Source organism: Acinetobacter sp. YH12200 (assembly GCF_013418175.1).
In the GTDB taxonomy this organism is placed as follows: Bacteria; Pseudomonadota; Gammaproteobacteria; order Pseudomonadales; family Moraxellaceae; genus Acinetobacter; species Acinetobacter pseudolwoffii.
Map to the genome: position 1 here is coordinate 33,028 of NZ_VPCO01000015.1, position 18,498 is coordinate 51,525.

At 43.3% G+C, this 18,498-nt stretch carries 12 protein-coding genes; 11 read left to right on the plus strand and 1 reads right to left on the minus strand.

What is annotated here, in order from left to right:
• The first annotated feature begins 40 nt into the window (after positions 1–40).
• Positions 41–1,324: a phosphoribosylamine--glycine ligase gene (gene purD, locus FTU90_RS11030; RefSeq protein WP_100357115.1), complete on the plus strand. Its 1,284-nt coding sequence runs from the start codon at positions 41–43 to the stop codon at positions 1,322–1,324.
• Between the two features lie 53 nt (positions 1,325–1,377).
• Here purD and FTU90_RS11035 read toward each other — a convergent pair whose 3' ends face one another.
• Complete coding sequence (locus FTU90_RS11035) at positions 1,378–2,580, minus strand: hypothetical protein (protein WP_159138173.1); 1,203 nt, start codon at positions 2,578–2,580, stop codon at positions 1,378–1,380.
• A gap of 701 nt (positions 2,581–3,281) precedes the next feature.
• On the opposite strand from FTU90_RS11035, the gene FTU90_RS11040 reads away from it, so the two are divergent.
• The 10 genes from FTU90_RS11040 to fdxA all read left to right on the plus strand — a co-directional run bounded on the left by FTU90_RS11040 (position 3,282) and on the right by fdxA (position 18,490).
• Positions 3,282–4,157, plus strand: a complete 876-nt coding sequence (locus tag FTU90_RS11040) for a MetQ/NlpA family ABC transporter substrate-binding protein (RefSeq protein WP_100357114.1) — start codon at positions 3,282–3,284, stop codon at positions 4,155–4,157.
• A gap of 76 nt (positions 4,158–4,233) precedes the next feature.
• Positions 4,234–5,259 carry a methionine ABC transporter ATP-binding protein gene (locus tag FTU90_RS11045; RefSeq protein ID WP_005171261.1) on the plus strand — a complete coding sequence of 342 codons (1,026 nt, stop codon included), beginning with the start codon at positions 4,234–4,236 and terminating at the stop codon, positions 5,257–5,259.
• Positions 5,256–5,951, plus strand: coding sequence for a methionine ABC transporter permease (locus FTU90_RS11050; RefSeq protein ID WP_005096687.1), 696 nt, complete (start codon positions 5,256–5,258; stop codon positions 5,949–5,951). Before FTU90_RS11045 ends, FTU90_RS11050 begins: the two co-directional genes overlap by 4 nt.
• Before the next feature lie 574 nt (positions 5,952–6,525).
• Positions 6,526–10,098, plus strand: coding sequence for a DNA polymerase III subunit alpha (dnaE, locus tag FTU90_RS11055; RefSeq protein WP_180072679.1), 3,573 nt, complete (start codon positions 6,526–6,528; stop codon positions 10,096–10,098).
• A 37-nt stretch (positions 10,099–10,135) separates the two neighbouring features.
• Positions 10,136–10,984: an RNA methyltransferase gene (locus tag FTU90_RS11060; protein WP_074382874.1), complete on the plus strand. Its 849-nt coding sequence runs from the start codon at positions 10,136–10,138 to the stop codon at positions 10,982–10,984.
• Positions 10,984–11,793, plus strand: a complete 810-nt coding sequence (gene cysE / locus FTU90_RS11065; protein WP_159138176.1) for a serine O-acetyltransferase — start codon at positions 10,984–10,986, stop codon at positions 11,791–11,793. The genes FTU90_RS11060 and cysE overlap by 1 nt, the downstream gene beginning before the upstream one ends.
• A gap of 120 nt (positions 11,794–11,913) precedes the next feature.
• Positions 11,914–12,855, plus strand: a complete 942-nt coding sequence (locus FTU90_RS11070; protein WP_005171266.1) for an ABUW_2363 family tetratricopeptide repeat lipoprotein — start codon at positions 11,914–11,916, stop codon at positions 12,853–12,855.
• Between the two features lie 123 nt (positions 12,856–12,978).
• The gene (locus tag FTU90_RS11075) at positions 12,979–14,985 is read left to right on the plus strand and encodes a triacylglycerol lipase (RefSeq protein WP_159138177.1); all 2,007 of its coding nucleotides are present in this window, start codon (positions 12,979–12,981) and stop codon (positions 14,983–14,985) included.
• Between the two features lie 336 nt (positions 14,986–15,321).
• Positions 15,322–17,970 (plus strand): DNA mismatch repair protein MutS, encoded by a 2,649-nt coding sequence (gene mutS / locus FTU90_RS11080; RefSeq protein ID WP_159138178.1) that lies wholly within the window; start codon positions 15,322–15,324, stop codon positions 17,968–17,970.
• A gap of 196 nt (positions 17,971–18,166) precedes the next feature.
• A complete protein-coding gene (gene fdxA, locus FTU90_RS11085) occupies positions 18,167–18,490 on the plus strand; it encodes a ferredoxin FdxA (protein ID WP_004279936.1) in 324 nt (107 codons plus the stop codon).
• Positions 18,491–18,498: the final 8 nt, after the last annotated feature.

An 18,498-nucleotide genomic window follows, 5' to 3' on the forward strand; every position in this document is an offset into this window, starting at 1 on the left:
CTTCGCAAGGTGGGATTCTATTCTTTTGAGGGATTTTTAGATGAATATTTTAGTTTTGGGTAATGGCGGTCGTGAACATGCACTTGCATGGAAAATCGCACAAGACGATAAAGTTGCAAAAGTCTTTGTTGCTCCGGGCAACGCAGGTACAGCCACTGAAAATAAATGTGAAAACGTAAATTTAAGTATTTTAGACAATGCTGCGATTATCGATTTCGCAAAAAACAATGCCGTTGAGCTTGTCATTGTCGGCCCAGAAGCTCCATTGGTAAACGGTGTCGTTGATGCTTGCCGTGAAGCGGGTGTAAAAATTTGGGGTCCAACTCAATTTGCTGCGCAGCTTGAAGGCTCTAAAGCTTTCGCGAAACATTTCTTAAAACGCCACAACATTCCAACTGCGTTTTACGATGTATTTACAGAAGTAGATGCTGCGAAAGCATTTGTTGAAAAAAATGGTGCGCCGATCGTCATTAAGGCCGACGGTCTTGCTGCGGGCAAAGGTGTGATCGTTGCCATGACCAATCAAGAAGCATTTGATGCGATCGATGACATGCTTGCAGGCAACAAATTTGGCGATGCAGGTTCTCGCGTTGTAATTGAAGAATTCCTTGCAGGCGAAGAAGCATCTTTCATTTGTATGATTGATGGCGACAACATCTTACCTATGGCGACTTCACAAGATCACAAACGTATCTTTGAAGGCGACCAAGGTCCAAACACGGGTGGTATGGGTGCTTACTCGCCTGCGCCTGTTGTGACTGCGGATGTATTTGAAAAAACCATGAATGAAGTGATGCGTCCTACCGTTGAAGGTATGAAAAAAGACGGACACGTTTATACTGGTTTCTTATACGCAGGCTTGATGATTGATGAACAAGGTCAACCAAAAGTGATCGAGTTCAACTGCCGTTTTGGCGACCCTGAAACTCAGCCAATTATGATGCGTTTAAAATCATCTTTAGTTGATTTGGTTGAAGCTGGTATTGCGGGTAACTTACCTGCGGAAGCTGAATGGGATGAACGTAAAACTGTTGGTATCGTACTGGCATCTAAAGGCTACCCAGAAACTTCTAGCAATGGTGATGTAATTTCTGGTTTAGACACAGAAATGGCAGATGCGAAAGTATTCCATGCCGGTACGAAAGCACTTGAGAATGGTGACATCGTAACGGCTGGTGGTCGTGTACTTTGTGTGACTGCACTCGGTAATACCATTGGTGAAGCGCAAGCAAAAGCGCTCGAGCTTTGTCAAAAAGTGACTTTTGATGGTGTTCAATACCGTAAAGATATTGGTTACCGTGCGATTGCACGTGAAAATGCTTAACCATTCATTTGATTAAGTAAAAACCCCGCTGAGTGCGGGGTTTTTTAATACATTTATTTCATCAGAGATACTAATTCTTTCCATTCATCAAAATTATTATTATGTGAATTATTCCAATTGATTTCTTGTCCAATTTTTATTTCTCTCATACCTATATTTTTATAATCCGTAGCAGACTCTAGAAGTTCGGGCAATTGTTCCCATAACGTAATAACTACTTCACGATTTGGCTGTCTTCCTCTATGTGCTAAATTATTACGAGATTTTCGAGCGCATTCTAGTATTTTATAATTTTGCCTTGTGATAACTTTAGCCAACCTCAAAAGCTTATGTTTTGTAGCAATATGCTTTAAATAATTACTTTCTTTGTAATTTGCATGACACTTTTGCACTCGTCTTGGATAATTATCTTTATGCCTAATATAAATTTGCTTCCATAAAATTTCTGTAAGTTGTTCAACAACAATCCAAAGATTATTTAAAGCATCATTAATATTTTGATTGATTAACGATGTATAACCATTTAAAAGAAAAAATGGCGTGAAAGTAGGTATAGATTCAAGAATTTCTCGCCCATCCATATAAGCTTTTTGCAAATCATTTAAATGTAAAACTCTTGGAACCATCAATGGCTGAAACCTATCTGCAATAGATGCCCAATTGAATCTCAATTGATTATAAAGCGATGGTGCATAACAAAATAAGTGCGTTTTTTCATGTAAAGTCCCTACTGTTAACTCATGTGGATGCAATACTTCTGTATGAATTCCACCTAATAAAAAACGACAGAGAATTTCATTTAACTTAGTAATACCATCAACTCTCTTTGAAAATTTTTCACTTTGAGGTATTGCTATTCCACCATCATAGCTGATCAATACATCTAAATTATCCTCTAAAGAAAGTATTCCTATTACTTTAGATAATTGCATTCCATCATAAGAATTGTTATTGATTTGATCTAATGAGAACTGAAACTGTGGTTGTTTATCACTCACTATTGCTGAATAGGGTTTTAAATGTACCATCCAAGCAGGATTGTATGATGGTACGCTAGAAGTAGGCTCTATATAATCAATTGGCACATCTGTTCTCTCAATCCAACCACCATCATACCAAACTGATGTTTCTGTTGGTCTTGTTTTAATATTTTTAGTTAGTGTCTTAGGAGTATTACGATTATCAGAAAGAAAGGGATCATAATCATCTTCAAAAGCATAAATCTGACCTGTTTCCTTATCCTGATAATTCTTCACAAATACATCTCTGTTATAATTAATTCGTCAATAATAGTGTAATACCACGATGCCATCCATAAGTATTCAGCCCCCTAGCCTGATCCTCCGCCAATGGAAAGACTCCGACACCGACCCATTTATCCAAATGTGCACAGATGATGAAGTTATGTGCTATTTCCCAAAGAAGCTGAATCGAGATAACACCCTGATGTCTAGAACAGCGCAACGCTACTTTGATTCCATCAATAAATCATATATATCCATTTTTATGATTTAGATTGGATAAAATCTTATAAAGCTCACTATTTAAACAACTCCCTAAAAACCATACCCCTAATATAAATAAAATATTGTTTTAATTAATATTTTTATAAAACAACTTGGTTTTTTATTCAATTAAAGAGCTAAACAAGGCTTTGCTATCCAGTATATCGAATATAGTTTTATTGCTATGATATCGACAATCCCAGAATGCTCAAACGACTTCATGTGCTTATAAACTATCTATTTTTTCTCTCCAAAATAGATTATTTACAATCAGGTTTGTGGCATTTCTGACTTGATCGCGTTCACCAGAACGATTGCTGTAGGCTTGGATCTTTTAGTTTAAGGCCAGTACCAACAACGATCAGGACACATACTTAGATCGTATAAAAATCTTATTTAACACGATTTAAAAATGCTTATACTCTAGGCAAGATTAAAATTAGGAAAATTTCATGAAAAAATTACTTGGCGTTTTATTGAGTGCCTCTGTATTAACTTTGACTGGGTGTGGCAAACAAGAAGCGCCTGCCAATGATGCAGCACAAGCCAATGATGCGAATGGCCTTCAAACCGTAACCATGGCATCGACCGGTTCAGATGCAGATGTATGGCGCTATATCGCCACATTACCTGAAACCAAAGCAGCCGGCATTAAACTTGATGTGAAAAATTTCACTGACTATGTGTCAATGAACACAGCCGTTGCCAATAAAGAAATCGATGTCAATGCATTCCAGTCATATGCCTATATGGTTGCGTATAACGATGCCAATACAGCAAAAATTGCACCATTGTCTACCACCTATTTAGAACCAATGGGAATTTACTCAAGCAAAGTAAAATCTTTGAATGAGTTTAAAACAGGTGCAACCATTGCCATTCCAAACGACGGTGCAAATGAATCACGCGCGTTATTACTTTTACAATCGGCAGGTCTGGTCAAATTAAAAGCTGGCTTTGACAATGTAAAAGGCACAACAGCTGATGTGGCTGAAAATGCAAAAAAAATCGTGATCAAACCCATTCAAATGGCAACTGCAGTCCGTGTAAAAGATGAAGTTGATGCGATTGTGCTAGGCAATACGCTGGCAATGGAAGGCGGTTTAAACGTATTAAAAGATGCGGTTTACTATGAGCCAATTGATCAAAGCACAAAAATGAATGTAAACGTATTAGCGGTTGCAGCAGATCGTCAAACGGATCCTGTACTGCAAAAAGTAGGTGCCTTGTATCATACGCCAGCAGTTCAAGCGTATGTCGATGAAAATTTTGGTGGCACTAAAGTTGCAGTAAACAAGCCGGTGACGTATTTAACTGAATCAAAATAGTACTATAATAGTCTTTTAGAACAGGCAAGGACGATTTCTTGCCTGTTTTTTTATCCGTGATGCAGTTTTTGACACTATGATTGAATTTAAAGATATTTCAAAACAGTATGAGCTTAAGGGTCAAACCTTGCATGCCTTGAATCAGATTAATCTATCGATTCCAACCGGCAGTATTTTTGGCATCATCGGTTATAGTGGTGCCGGTAAAAGTACCCTCATCCGTCTGATTAATTTACTTGAGCGTCCAAGCTCAGGTCAGATTATCATTAATGGAACAGATTTTACCGCACTCGATGCCAAAACATTGCGTCAAGAACGTGCCAATATCGGCATGATTTTCCAGCATTTTAATTTAATGCAAACCAAAACCGTGGCGGCCAATATCGAAATGCCTATGAAGCTTCTGGGCTGGAGCAAGGCTGAACGGGAAAAACGCCTCGAAGAATTATTAGATTTTATTGACCTGAAACATAAACGGCAGGCTTTTCCGGATGAATTGTCTGGTGGTCAAAAACAGCGCGTCGGGATTGCCCGTGCCCTTGCCAACCATCCCAAGATTTTACTTTGTGATGAAGCGACTTCGGCACTCGATCCACAAACCACCAAATCAGTTCTGCAATTACTCAAAAAAATCAATCAAGAGCAAGGTATTACCATTGTCATGGTCACTCATGAAATGGATGTAATTGAAACCGTCTGTGATTATGTCGCTGTGATGGAAAAAGGTGATGTGATTGAAACCGGCAGCACGCTACAGATCTTCAGTCAGCCGCAACACCCGACCACCAAAAATTTTATTCAAACCGTGCTTCAGCAACATTTGCCGGTCAATATTCTGAATAATCTGGAAAACCAGAATCATCACAGTATTTATTGTTTAAAATTCCTTGGTAGCTCGGCACAGGAAACGGTGATTCAGGCCGTGATTAAACAGTTTGATATCAGTTTAAATATCCTGTTTGCCAACATGACCGAAATTAATGGTTCGGTGATTGGTCAGATGTTTATTCAGCTCCTGGGTGATTCCGCAGAGATTAGCGCTGCAGTGCAATATCTGAAAGATAACGGCGTACAGGTAGATCAAGCAGGAGTACAGGCATGAGAGATTTAATTGTACAGTGGCTGACGACAATTACTGCGCCGTTCTGGAAAAGCTCGCTGTCGATGGATCAATTTGTGACAGCGCTGCAAGAAACCTTTCATATGGTGTTCTTCGCAATGCTGTTTGGCTGTATCTGGGGTTTTATTCAGGCAATTACTTTAGTGGTGACGCGTCCTAACGGCATCTTGCAAAATCGTGTGATTTATCACGGTCTCAATCCGATTGTCAATGCGCTACGTTCACTACCATTTATTATTCTACTGATTGCCGTTATTCCGCTGACCAAGTTTTTGGTCGGCACTTCAATTGGCACCTGGGCCGCAATTGTACCACTGACCATCTATGTCGGCCCTTATATTGGACGTTTAGTAGAAACTTCATTACTGGAAGTGAATGAAGGCATTATTGAATCTGCGCAAGCGATGGGTGCAACCCCAATGCAGATTATCTTCAAGTTTGTCTTACCTGAAGCGCGTAGTTCACTGATTCTGAACCTGACCACTGCCACCATCAGTTTGATTGGTGCAACCGCAATGGCGGGTGCTGTCGGTGCCGGCGGTATCGGTGATCTGGCCATTTCTTACGGTTATCAGCGTTTTGATACCTCTGTGGTGATCATGACGGTGATTGTGTTATTGATTTTGGTACAGATTGTACAAAGTCTGGGTGACTGGTTGTCCCGACTTCGTTAAGCTAGTTTTTATGTATGAATAAAGCCCTCTAAAAGAGGGTTTTATTGTTTTTAATACTTACGAACCCTTTCTCATTATTTCAAAGTAAAGTCCTGCAACTATTTGATACGTGCCACGGCGACAGGAAGTCGCCCGTTGATCTGTGGTACTGGGATGTACCATCAGATAAAGGGGTTTTGTTACTTTTGCCCCGTCAAAAGTAAGGCACAAATATTACAAAGTTAAAATTGAAGTAAAAATAACGAAATTCTATTTTTCAAATAATGTCATGAATAAACTTACTAATATTTAAAATTCTTCTTTTGCTTTTGAAAGATGAATAGCACTGCTATGCAAGGTAACAAAAATCTTCTGTTGGCTTGATGATACTTCCTTGTATCACAAGCCAACGGCGACACCCTTGTCGCCAGTACGCATATCTTATTTTGGGGTAAATAAGCCTTTAATAAGAACATTCATACTGACTAAGTACACTCAAAATTAAAATCTAAAAGTTAGCCATTTCCCCTCATTTTCAAACTGAAACAATAAATCCCATGTTAAACTATTCAATGGTTTTAGCAGGGACTCATCTATGCACTTTGTTCATCTTGGTATTCATACAGAATTTTCGATTACTGAATCCATCGTACGGATACCTGACTTGGTCAAAGCTGCCGAAAAAGAACAGATGCCTGCCCTCGCGCTGACGGATCTGTCTAACCTGCATGCCGCAGTCAAGTTCTATGGCAAATGCTTAGGCAAAGGCATCAAGCCGATCCTCGGTTCTGAAATTCGCCTGAATGATGCCGAACATCGTATGACCTTATTGGCGATGACCAATAAAGGCTGGCGTAACCTGACTGAACTGGTGTCTGAAGGCTTTATCAGTGGTCAGCAATTAGACATTCCCTGCGTACAAAAACAATGGATTTTAAACCAGTCCGAGGACATGATTGCCCTGCTCGGCATGCATTCCGATGTCGGCAAGATGCTGATGAGTTCAAATCCGCAAAAAGCGGAACCCTTGCTGGAAGAATGGGTCGAAAAATTCGGCAATCGCGTTTATATCGCCCTGACCCGCACCAACCGTCCGGATGAAGATGACTTTATTCTGGAAGCAGTGAAACTGGCCAAAAAATATAATATCGGTGTAGTGGCACATAACGACGTGCACTTCATGACCCGCAATGATTATGAAGCCCACGAAGCCCGAGTCTGCATTGCCGATGGTTATGTACTGGGGGATAACCGCCGCCCTAAAACCTATTCACCTGAACAATATTTTAAATCTGCAGAGGAAATGGCAGAGCTGTTCTCGGATATTCCCTCTGCGATTGAGAACACTTACCACATTGCCAAACGCTGTAATGTCACATTGCGATTGGGTCAATACTTTCTGCCGGATTATCCGATTCCTGAAGGTCATACCATTGATACTTTCTTTGCACACTTGTCCAAAGAAGGTCTGGAAGAACGTCTGAATTTCCTGTATCCACCTGAACAGCGTGATGAACACTGGCCAGAAGTTCGCAAGCCTTATGATGAGCGAATCGAGTACGAGATTAATATCATTAACTCGATGGGGTTTCCGGGCTACTTTCTGATCGTGATGGACTTTATTCAGTGGTCGAAAAGTAACGGCGTTCCAGTAGGCCCGGGGCGTGGTTCAGGTGCAGGCTCACTGGTGGCTTATAGCTTAAAAATCACCGATCTTGATCCGCTACGTTATGAACTGCTGTTCGAACGTTTCTTGAACCCGGAACGTGTGTCGATGCCCGATTTCGACGTCGATTTCTGTATCGCAGGTCGTGACCGCGTGATTGACTATGTGGCGCGTACTTATGGCCGTGATGCAGTTTCGCAAATTGCCACCTTCGGTACCATGGCGGCCAAAGGTGCGATTCGTGATGTGGCGCGTGTCTTGGGTAAATCTTATGGTCTGGCCGATCGTATCTCGAAAATGATCCCGACCAAGCCTTTGGGTTTAAGCTTGCTTGAGTCGCTAGAAGCCGAACCACAGCTTAAAGATATCGTCACCAATCCATCCAACCCAGATAATGATGATGCGGCTGAAATCTGGGAAATGGCACTAAAACTGGAAGGTATTACCCGAAATACCGGTAAACATGCCGGCGGTGTGGTCATCTCACCAACCAAAATTACCGATTTCTCTGCCGTCATGTGTGAGGCTGATGGTACTTCACGCGTGGCACAGTTCGATAAAGATGATGTTGAATCTGCTGGTCTGGTAAAGTTTGACTTCTTGGGTCTGCGTAACCTGACCGTAATTGAAGATGCAGTTAAAAATATTAATAAACGCATCAAATCTGACAAGCCTCTAGACATTGCCTATATCCCGCTTGAAGATAAAGACGCGTATCTGGTCTTTGCCAATGCCAACACCACCGCGGTATTCCAGTTTGAATCCGTGGGCATGAAGAAGATGCTGAAAGAGGCACGCCCAAGCAAATTTGAAGAAATTATTGCCTTCGTGTCGCTGTACCGTCCGGGCCCGATGGATCTGATTCCTGACTTTATCCACCGGATGCATGGAGGCGATTTTGAATATCTGCATCCCTTGCTTGAAGGCGTACTAGAACCCACCTACGGGATTATGGTCTATCAGGAACAGGTCATGCAGGCTGCACAGTACTGTGCCGGCTATACCCTCGGTGGCGCGGACTTGTTACGTCGTGCCATGGGTAAGAAAAAACCGGAAGAGATGGTCAAACAGCGCCAGATCTTTATTGAAGGTGCATCGAAAAAAGACATTGATGAAGCCACTGCCAACCATATTTTCGACTATATGGAAAAGTTTGCCGGCTATGGCTTTAACAAATCACATGCTGCGGCCTATGCTTTGGTTGCCTATCAGACTGCATGGCTAAAAGCGCATTATCCGGCGGAATTCCTGTCTGCGGTGTTGACCTCGGAGATGCAGAACACCGACAACGTGGTATTCCTGATTGATGACTGTCGCAAGAATAACCTGGAAGTTTTACCACCTTCCGTGAATATGTCGCTGTATCAGTTCCATGCCACGGATGAACAAACCATTGTCTATGGTCTGGGTGCGATTAAAGGTGTCGGTGAAGCTGCGATGCAATCAGTGATTGACGCGCGTACACAAGAAGGTCCTTTCCGTGACCTGTTTGATTTCTGTCATCGTATTGACCTGAAAAAAATCAATAAACGTACCCTGGAAGCATTGATTCGCTCCGGTGCGCTGGATTGTTTAGGCATTGATCGTGCCGACCTGATGACACAACTGCCTGAAGCGGTGCAAGCTGCGGAACAGGCGCGCTCCAACCGTGAAACCGGCATCATGGATCTGTTTGGTGAAGTGGAAGAAGTTCAGCGCAAACCCTCTAAACCGGTCAAGCCATGGGCGGATGAAGTTCGCCTGAAAGGTGAGAAAGACACACTTGGTCTGTATTTAACCGGCCACCCGATTGATGTCTATCGCAATGAACTGAAAGCTTTTGTGCCTTGTCAGATCAATGAGCTGACGCCGACACGCCGTGGCGTGACCACCGTGTTTGCAGGACTGGTGGTGGATATTGCCAACTTCCCGAACCGGATGATGATGACTCTGGATGATGGTACGGCGCGTATTGAAATTTCAGCCAATCATGAACGTTTTAACCGCTTTAAAGAGATTATCCAGCTGGATAAAGTTGTGGTGATTGAAGGTGAAATTTATGAGCGTGAAGGTTTTGACCGCCCAATGGGACGTCTCACTAAAGCCTTTAGCCTGAATGAAATTCGCCAGAAGCGTGCCAACAGCATTAAAATCACCTTAACTACTGAGCATTTCAGTAAAAGTCTGAGTCGTGACTTGCAACAGATTTTGACACCATATACCAATATCGACATGTCAGCGCATATTCCGGTGATTCTGTACCTGGATTATCCTTATGCCATGACTGAACTGCATCTGGGTCTCAACTGGAAAGTGGCACCACTGGACGAACTATTGGCTAAATTGCGTGATTATTTTGGTAAAGAAGCATTGCATATTGAATATCAGGTCAAGTCCAAAGCCGCCAAAGCTGTTTCTTATGAACAGGCCAAACCGGTCAATGTTCCACCACCACCTGCTGGCATGAGCATGGACGATGCGCTGGAACTGTATCAGGCTGAATCCCAGCCACAATATTCATAAATCCTGATCTTTAAAAAACCTTTAAATTGGAATCCTCATGAGTCAAATTGACAATGCTGCTGTTTCAGCACATCTCTCCCATGTGCGTATTGTCATGGTCAATACCACTTTACCTGCCAACATCGGCAGTGCTTTACGCGCCATGAAAACCATGGGCCTGTCCAAGCTGGTTCTGGTGGCGCCAAAAACCTATCCGCATCCGGATATTGATGCACTGGCCGCAGGCGCAACTGACCTGATCGAGCAGATCGAGATTGTAGAAACGCTCGAAGATGCCATTAAAGACTGTCAGATTGTATTCGGTACCAGCGCACGTAGCCGTACCATTCCCTGGCCGCTGTTAGATGTGCGCCCTGCTGCGACAAAAGCCATGAGCGCCGTGGTACAAGAGCAGCAAGAAGTTGCAATTCTATTTGGCCGTGAAGACCGCGGTCTGACCAATGAAGAACTGGCAATGGCCAACTATCACCTGACCATTCCAGTCAATACCGATTACGGCGTACTGAATGTGGCTCAAGCCATTCAGGTGATCTGCTATGAAATGCGCATGGCAGCCATGAGCCAGATTGAACAACCACGTGATGCTAAAGCAACCATGCAAGTCATTGATGGCATTGAAATGGAATGGGATGAGCCTTTGGTGAATCATGCGCAGATGGAACAGTTCTATCCGCATTTGGAAAAAATGCTGGCCGAAATTGAATTTATGGACCCAAAAAATCCAAGATTATTGCCTTTACGCTTGCGTCGTCTTTTTGGACGTATACAATTAGATCGTATGGAATATCATTTACTTCGTGGTATTTTCAGCCGCGTTCAGGCCTTAAATAATGGCACCTGGAAAAAATCTTCAAATACATCATCACAGGACGAGGATCAAATCTAATGCTAAAACAGCTCAAAGAAGATATACAAGCTGTCTTTGCGCGCGATCCTGCAGCACGCAATACCTTAGAAGTCTTAACCACTTACCCTGGCATCCATGCGCTGATCATGCATCGCATGGCACATGAGCTATGGAACAAAGACTGTAAGGGAACTGCACGTGCATTGTCTTCATTTAGCCGTTTTGCGACTGGTATTGAAATACATCCGGGCGCCAAGATAGGCCGGCGTTTCTTTATTGATCACGGTATGGGTGTCGTAATTGGGGAAACTGCAGAAATTGGCAATGATGTTACCCTCTATCATGGGGTGACTTTGGGTGGAACGACCTGGAATAAAGGCAAACGCCATCCAACTTTAGAAGATGGCGTGGTGGTTGGCGCTGGTGCCAAGATTTTAGGGCCATTTACTGTCGGTAAAAATGCCAAGGTCGGTTCTAATGCGGTCGTGACTAAAGCAGTTCCTGAAAACACGACGGCTGTGGGTAACCCTGCACGCTTTATTACCAAAAATAAACCGAAGGATGATGCAGAAACCCGTCGTCGTGATTATGCAGAAAGTATCGGCTTCCAGCCCTATGCTGCAACTGAAGACCAGTCTGATCCAATTCTGGAGGGTATGCGCATTCTGCTGGACCGTATTCAGCAAAATGAAAAACGCATGAACAACTTGTGCAACCGTCTTTCTTTGCTGGATCCGACCTTTAATAAACAGCAACAAGATGGGCAGCCTTTAAGCAAAAAAGAATTACAGATTCTGGAAGAAGCGCGCCGTGAATGTGAAGCTCAAACCAGTCAGTCTAAAGCCTGAATAGAGCGTTCAATTCTGTAACATGCATTTACTTGCATGATCGTTAGAGTTTTCATAGACTGACGGTCATGTGATTTTTGTACTAGCTGTTTTAAAAAATAACACGAATGGATGAATATTATGACCTTTAAGCCCTTGGCACTTGCTTGTTTAGCATTCACAATGACTGCATGTTCGACCGTCTCTCAGAAGTCTGCTGAGAAACCTGTGGATCAAGTGGTTTTTGTAGAACCTGAATTAAGTCCGCCATTTTATGCATTAAATCCATTCAATTATAATGAACCACCTCCGTTTGAGGTGCATTTGCAAAAAGCTGCGGCTCAACCCGTGACCAAAATGGTCGTGACTCATCCAAATGATCCATCCAAGCAATTAACCTTGGATGTCAATAAACTGATTATTCCCATTGTAGACAGCAATACACGTTCAATGCGTTATGCGGCTCTGGCAAATACCAATGAAATCGACATCACAGAGATTGATGATTTCCTGCAAATGGTGGAAGGTAAAGCACGTCATTATCCACCACGTTTTAGCGATCGTCAGGAACGTCGTGGCTTTGAAGCCAAACTGCGTGAAGTCACTCAACAGCTGGATACTTTAGCTGCACGTGAAAATGCCTCTTTCGATGTTCTGGTACGTGCATTTAAAGCCAGTGTCATGGCACGTAATCTGGATCTGGGTTCAGTCTATACCACCAAATCCCTGACCTATGCACAACGGATTCTTAAGATCAACCAAGATGATCCTGAAGTGAACTTCTGGTTCGGCTTTGGCCTGTCTGAAGGTGGCGGTCAACGTGAAGCGATCCCTTATCTGGACAAAGCCATGAAAGCTGGCGTTCAGGAAGCCTATCTTGCTGCAGCCAATAATTATATTGCGCTGGAACAGAAAAAAAATGCGGCTCAAACCTTGGCAAACTATAAAGTGAAATACCCGCAAGAAGCTGAAGTGGCAGACCGTCTGATTCAGGAAATTGAGAAACAAGGTCGCTGGAATGTTTGGCAAGTTCTGCAAACCGCAAATCAAGCTCCAGCTGCTGCAACGCCTAAAACGCCATAATCAAAATTTATCTTCTTTCTCTGATTACAAATAGACTGCTACGGCGGTCTATTTTTATGAGAAAAAATTAGTAAAATACAAACCATTATCCAAACTTACAACTTAAATTCAGTGAAAGGTTTTATGCACGAAAAAATAAATAAAAGATTAATACTGTGCACTTTAGTCATCACCAGCGTGCTGAGCGGCTGTCAGGTGGTCAGTGTTAAGGAACAGGCGCTTAATGTCACACTCAGCAATGAGCGTGACAGTATTTTGACGCGCGACAAACTGAGCGAAGCCAGTCTGAATGTGTTGTCCATGACGGGGCGTGAAGCCCAGATCTGTATTGACCAGCCCGAAGAATGTGTAAAGGATCTTAAAAATATCCCCCAGATTTTAGATGAACAATTACTTTCTACAGCAAGTGAGTTGTATCTCGCCAATTCTTTACAGAATGCCAAGTCAGCCGAGTGCAACACCAGTGTTTTGAGCAAGACCCAATCTCAGGAAAAGCAACAGCTGCAAAAACAGAATATCCAGAAATGTCTGGATCAGCAGCTCAGCATGCTGGATAAAAGCATTCGTTATAGTTATGCCTACCTGTTTAAAACCGAGCGTGCCCCGCAAGACCGTATTTTCGACAACCGTCAGGTTCAGATTCGTGATTTTTACAACCTGGCGATTGCTCATCTGATTCAACGCTATGCTGAACGTTATGAAACCAAGCGTTCCGGCCAACGGATTCAGGTGGGTAACAGTGTATATAGTATTGATCTGGAAAATTTTCCGCAGCTGAAAAACCAGCCCATTGAGCAACTACTGTCCACCTACAACATGAACTTCTCTGGGCTGCGTTCAATTACCCGTCGTGACGGTTTTGGTTCAGAGTTTTTAGTGGTTCTACCGGAGCAGCAACCATCCGAAAAAGATAAAAAATATATTACTGACCCACTCAATCACAAATATCCGAATGGTATCAATCCCAATATCCACGCAGCACGATATCTGGCCACCACGATCACCGCTGTACCTAAATCAGCCAATAGTACTGAACAGATTTTATCGACCTCCGAATTTCATCTGAAACTCTATGATCCCTATAAATATGAAAAAATTAAGGTCGCTTCTAAGGAATATGCTCTGGCAGCCAATTTTTCAGCACCTTATGGTTTATGGCTGGCCGAGAACAATCTGGGGCGTCTGGCGTATCTGACCCTGATTGATCGGGATGATAGTCTGAGCATGCCCCACCTGTATATGCTGGAACCTTATAATCCGAACAAGAAGATCCTGGTATTGGTCCATGGTCTGGCCAGCAGCCCCGAAGCCTGGATTCGTATGACCAACGATATTATGGGGGATCCGGTTCTAAGAGAAAACTTTCAGGTCTGGCAGGTGTTTTATTCCACCAACATGCCGATTCTGGAAAGCCGTTTTCAAATCAATGCACTGGTTCAGCAAGGATTTGCCCAGGTCGCGAACAATGCCGCAGCTAAAAAAGATGCCGTACTGGTCGGACATAGTATGGGCGGCGTGATTGCCCGTTTGATGGTCAGCAATGCCGATATCAGCCAAGATGCTTTTAAACTGGTACAAAATACCCGTATTGAACAGTTTAAGGATAAACCGCTGTTTCAAGCACGCCTGCAAATGCAGCCGATTCCAAATTTTAGTCGGGCGATTTTCTTGGCCACACCGCATCGTGGCACAGAATATGCCAATCGCTGGCATACCAAACTGGCGCGTAAAATTATTCGGGTTCCAGGTGCATTTTTAGGTGCCTTTGCTGATACTTTACAAGGCGAAATCGGATTAAAAGAATTTGTCAAAGAACTGGGACATGACCTGATTCAAAATGGCCCGAGTGATTTGAGTGAAAATTCGAAATTCAATGCGCTGACTAAAAACATTCAGCCCTATACCGGCTTCAAATTTCACTCCATCATCGGTAATACCGTAGATACTACAGAACCTCAGCTGATGAGTGATGGCATTGTTTCCTACGAAAGTGCTTATTTGCAAGGTGCAGTATCCAGTAAAGTGATCAAAGGTGGCCATTCCATTCAGGAAACCCCTGAGGCCGTATTGGAATTGCGCCGGATTCTCAGATTACACCTGTCTGACCTTGGTCTTTATGATCCCGAATAAACAATTCCCTTAATTTAAATCAACCACTGCATGTTCACATCCAGTGGTTTGTTTTTTAAAATTGGAAATCATGCTGAATAAAAACTCAGACCGACAGATCTGTCGCATGACTTAAACATTCATCTGGAATTTCATTTCTTTCTAAAAATTAAATTTGATAGACTTGTTTCAATCTTGATTTAAAGCACCCTAAGATAAGCGACCTCATTCACTATGCTCCTGAGCAGATCCTCGATAAAATATTTTTATAGATCTGTTTAGATGTGCTTTAATTTTTTGTGCATACGCTGCTTATCAGTATTTGCATTTCTCTCTTGTTGAAAGGATTTATTTTTAATGACCAGTTCGGAAATTATGGCTGATCTTTCTACCTTAACGCCCATGATGCAGCAATACATGTCGGTGAAAGTGCAGCATCCACACTCATTGATGTTTTATCGTATGGGTGATTTTTATGAACTGTTCTTTGAAGATGCACACAAGGCAGCCAAAATTTTAGGCATTACCCTGACCCATCGCGGTAAAGCCAATGGTCAGCCGATCCCGATGGCAGGTGTGCCTTACCATGCAGCCGAAGGCTATCTGGCCCGTCTGGTCAAAAAAGGCGAAACGGTGGTGATCTGTGAACAGATTGGTGAGGGCGAGAGCACAAGTACTCGTGGTAAGGCTCCCATGGAGCGCGGCGTGGTAAGGATTATCACCCCGGGCACCCTGACCGATGATGCCATGCTCGGTGCACATCAAAGCTCTAATCTGGTGGCTTTATGTATTCAGCAAAATCAGATCGGGATTGCACTGCTCGATCTCAGCGCCGGCCTGTTTAAAGTACAGCAGCAGGATTATGATCTCAACCAGCTCATGATTGAACTGGCGCGTTTAATGCCAAGCGAAATTTTGCTGGATGAAAATACCGCTGATCCGATGCTGACCGAGCAACTCAAGCAGCAACTTGATATTTCCGTGACGAAGCGTCCCAATGTGGACTTTAACCTGAACAATGCGCAAAAGACCTTGTGCGACCAGTTTGCCGTCAGCACACTTTCCGGTTTCGGGATTGATCATTTGCCGTTGGCAAAAGCTGCCGCTGCGGCACTGATTCACTATGCCAAAGAAACCCAGAAAACCGCTTTACCACATATTCGTTCGATTCAGCTAGAACAGAGTTCCGACTTTATCGCCCTAGATCCAGTGACACGTCGCAATCTGGAACTGATTGAGCCTTTATTTGAGCATGGTACTTCACTGTTTCAGTTAATTAATGATTGCCAGACGGCTATGGGTGGACGCTTGCTGAGTCGCACCCTGATGCAGCCTTTGCGTGACACTGCCTTGCTGGATGAACGTTTAGATGCCATCCAGGCCCTGCTACAAGGTTTCCATGAAGCACCTGTACGTTTGGTACTTAAGGAAATTAGCGATATTGAACGTGTCCTGAGCCGAATTGCTTTGGGCAGTGCCCGACCGCGGGATCTGGTACAACTACGTCAGGCCTGTGCGCAAATTCCATTTTTACGCCATGCCCTACAGCCGATTGTCAGTCAACAACAGTCTGAGCTATTAATCCAGCTAAATGAAGAACTCGGAGATTTCCATGGCCTGCATCAACGCTTGATGTCTGCCATCGTAGAAAATCCGCCGGTATTGCTGCGTGATGGGAATGTGATTGCCGAAGGCTTTGATAGTGAACTGGATGAATTACGTCAGATTCGTGATCACGCCAGCCAGTTCCTGATTGATCTGGAAATTAAAGAACGTGAAGCCAGCGGAATTCCGGGACTGAAAATTGGTTATAACCGAGTGAGTGGTTATTATATTGAACTCTCACGTGCTCAGGCCGAACAGGCACCCGAGCACTATATCCGCCGTCAGACTCTGAAAAATGCTGAACGCTATATCACACCTGAACTGAAAGCCTTTGAAGATAAGGTTTTATCCAGTGAATCCCGTGCTCTGGCGCGTGAAAAAATGCTGTTTGAAATGCTGCTGGATGAATTACGTCAGGATATCGGCAATTTACAGATGATGAGCAGTGCCATTGCCCAGATTGATCTGGTGGCAAACTTTGCCCATCAAGCACGTTTACGCAACTGGTCACGTCCAAAATTCAGCCCTGAAGTCGGTGTAAGTATCACTGCTGGCCGTCATCCGGTGGTGGAAGCTTTAAGCAAAACTGCTTTTACACCGAACGATACGCGACTGGACTTTTCCCATCGCATGGCGATTATTACCGGACCCAATATGGGCGGTAAATCGACCTTTATGCGCCAGACCGCATTGATCGTCTTGCTGGCGTATTGCGGGGCTTATGTACCTGCACAAGCTGCGACTTTAGGGCCTATTGACCGGGTTTTCACCCGTATTGGTTCTGCCGATGATTTATCAACTGGCAAATCGACCTTTATGGTGGAAATGACCGAGACTTCGCAAATTCTGCATCATGCCACCAGTCAGTCGCTGGTACTGATGGATGAAGTCGGTCGTGGCACCAGTACCTATGATGGCCTGTCTCTGGCCTGGGCCTGTGTGCTGGATCTGAGCAAACGCATTCAATGCCTGTGTCTATTCGCAACCCATTATTTTGAGCTGACCGAACTCGATAAAGAAAGCGGCATTGATAACTACCATGTCACGGCTAAAGAACTGAATGGCAATCTGATTTTGTTACATAAGGTACAACATGGCCCTGCCAGCCAGAGTCATGGCTTACAGGTGGCGAAACTTGCCGGTATTCCGGCATCAGTCATTAAAGAAGCACAAAACCGCTTAAAGATTCTGGAAAAGCAACAACTGGTCAAACCAAAGAGTCTACAACATGATCTATTTGCACTGCCGGAAATTGTAGAGCCAGTGGAACGTATTGTCGAAATTGAGAAAGAATCTCCAGCTCTCGAATTACTTGAGGACATCGATGTAGACAACCTGAGTCCACGCGAAGCCTTAGCACAATTATATGCACTAAAAGATTTACTCAAACAGCCGGGGTAATTCTCTGAGCCATAGACCTCATCCCGTATGGGGTCTAGCACTGATTTATACTTGAATTTAGCCCTATTCCGGCTTTTTTCAAATTTAACAGCCCTATATATAACAAATATCAATAAAAGGAATTGTTAGTTCCCCCTGTTTTTGCCTAAAATACAGTATTCGTAAATAGAACCATATTTTTTAGGTAGCTGTCGCCATGACCTTCGTTGTCACTGAAAATTGTATTAAATGTAAATATCAAGACTGTGTTGAAGTTTGCCCTGTAGACTGTTTCTATGAAGGTCCTAACTTCCTGGTGATTAACCCGGACGAGTGCATCGATTGTGCCTTATGCGAACCTGAATGTCCGGCGAATGCAATTTTCTCTGAAGATGAATTACCAGAAGGCCAAGAAGTATTTATTGAATTGAATGCTGACCTGTCGCAAAAATGGCCAAATATCACACAAATTGGTGACCAGCCAGCAGATCGTGAAGAATGGAATGGTAAAGCTGACAAATTACAATATCTTGAAAAGTAATTAATTTC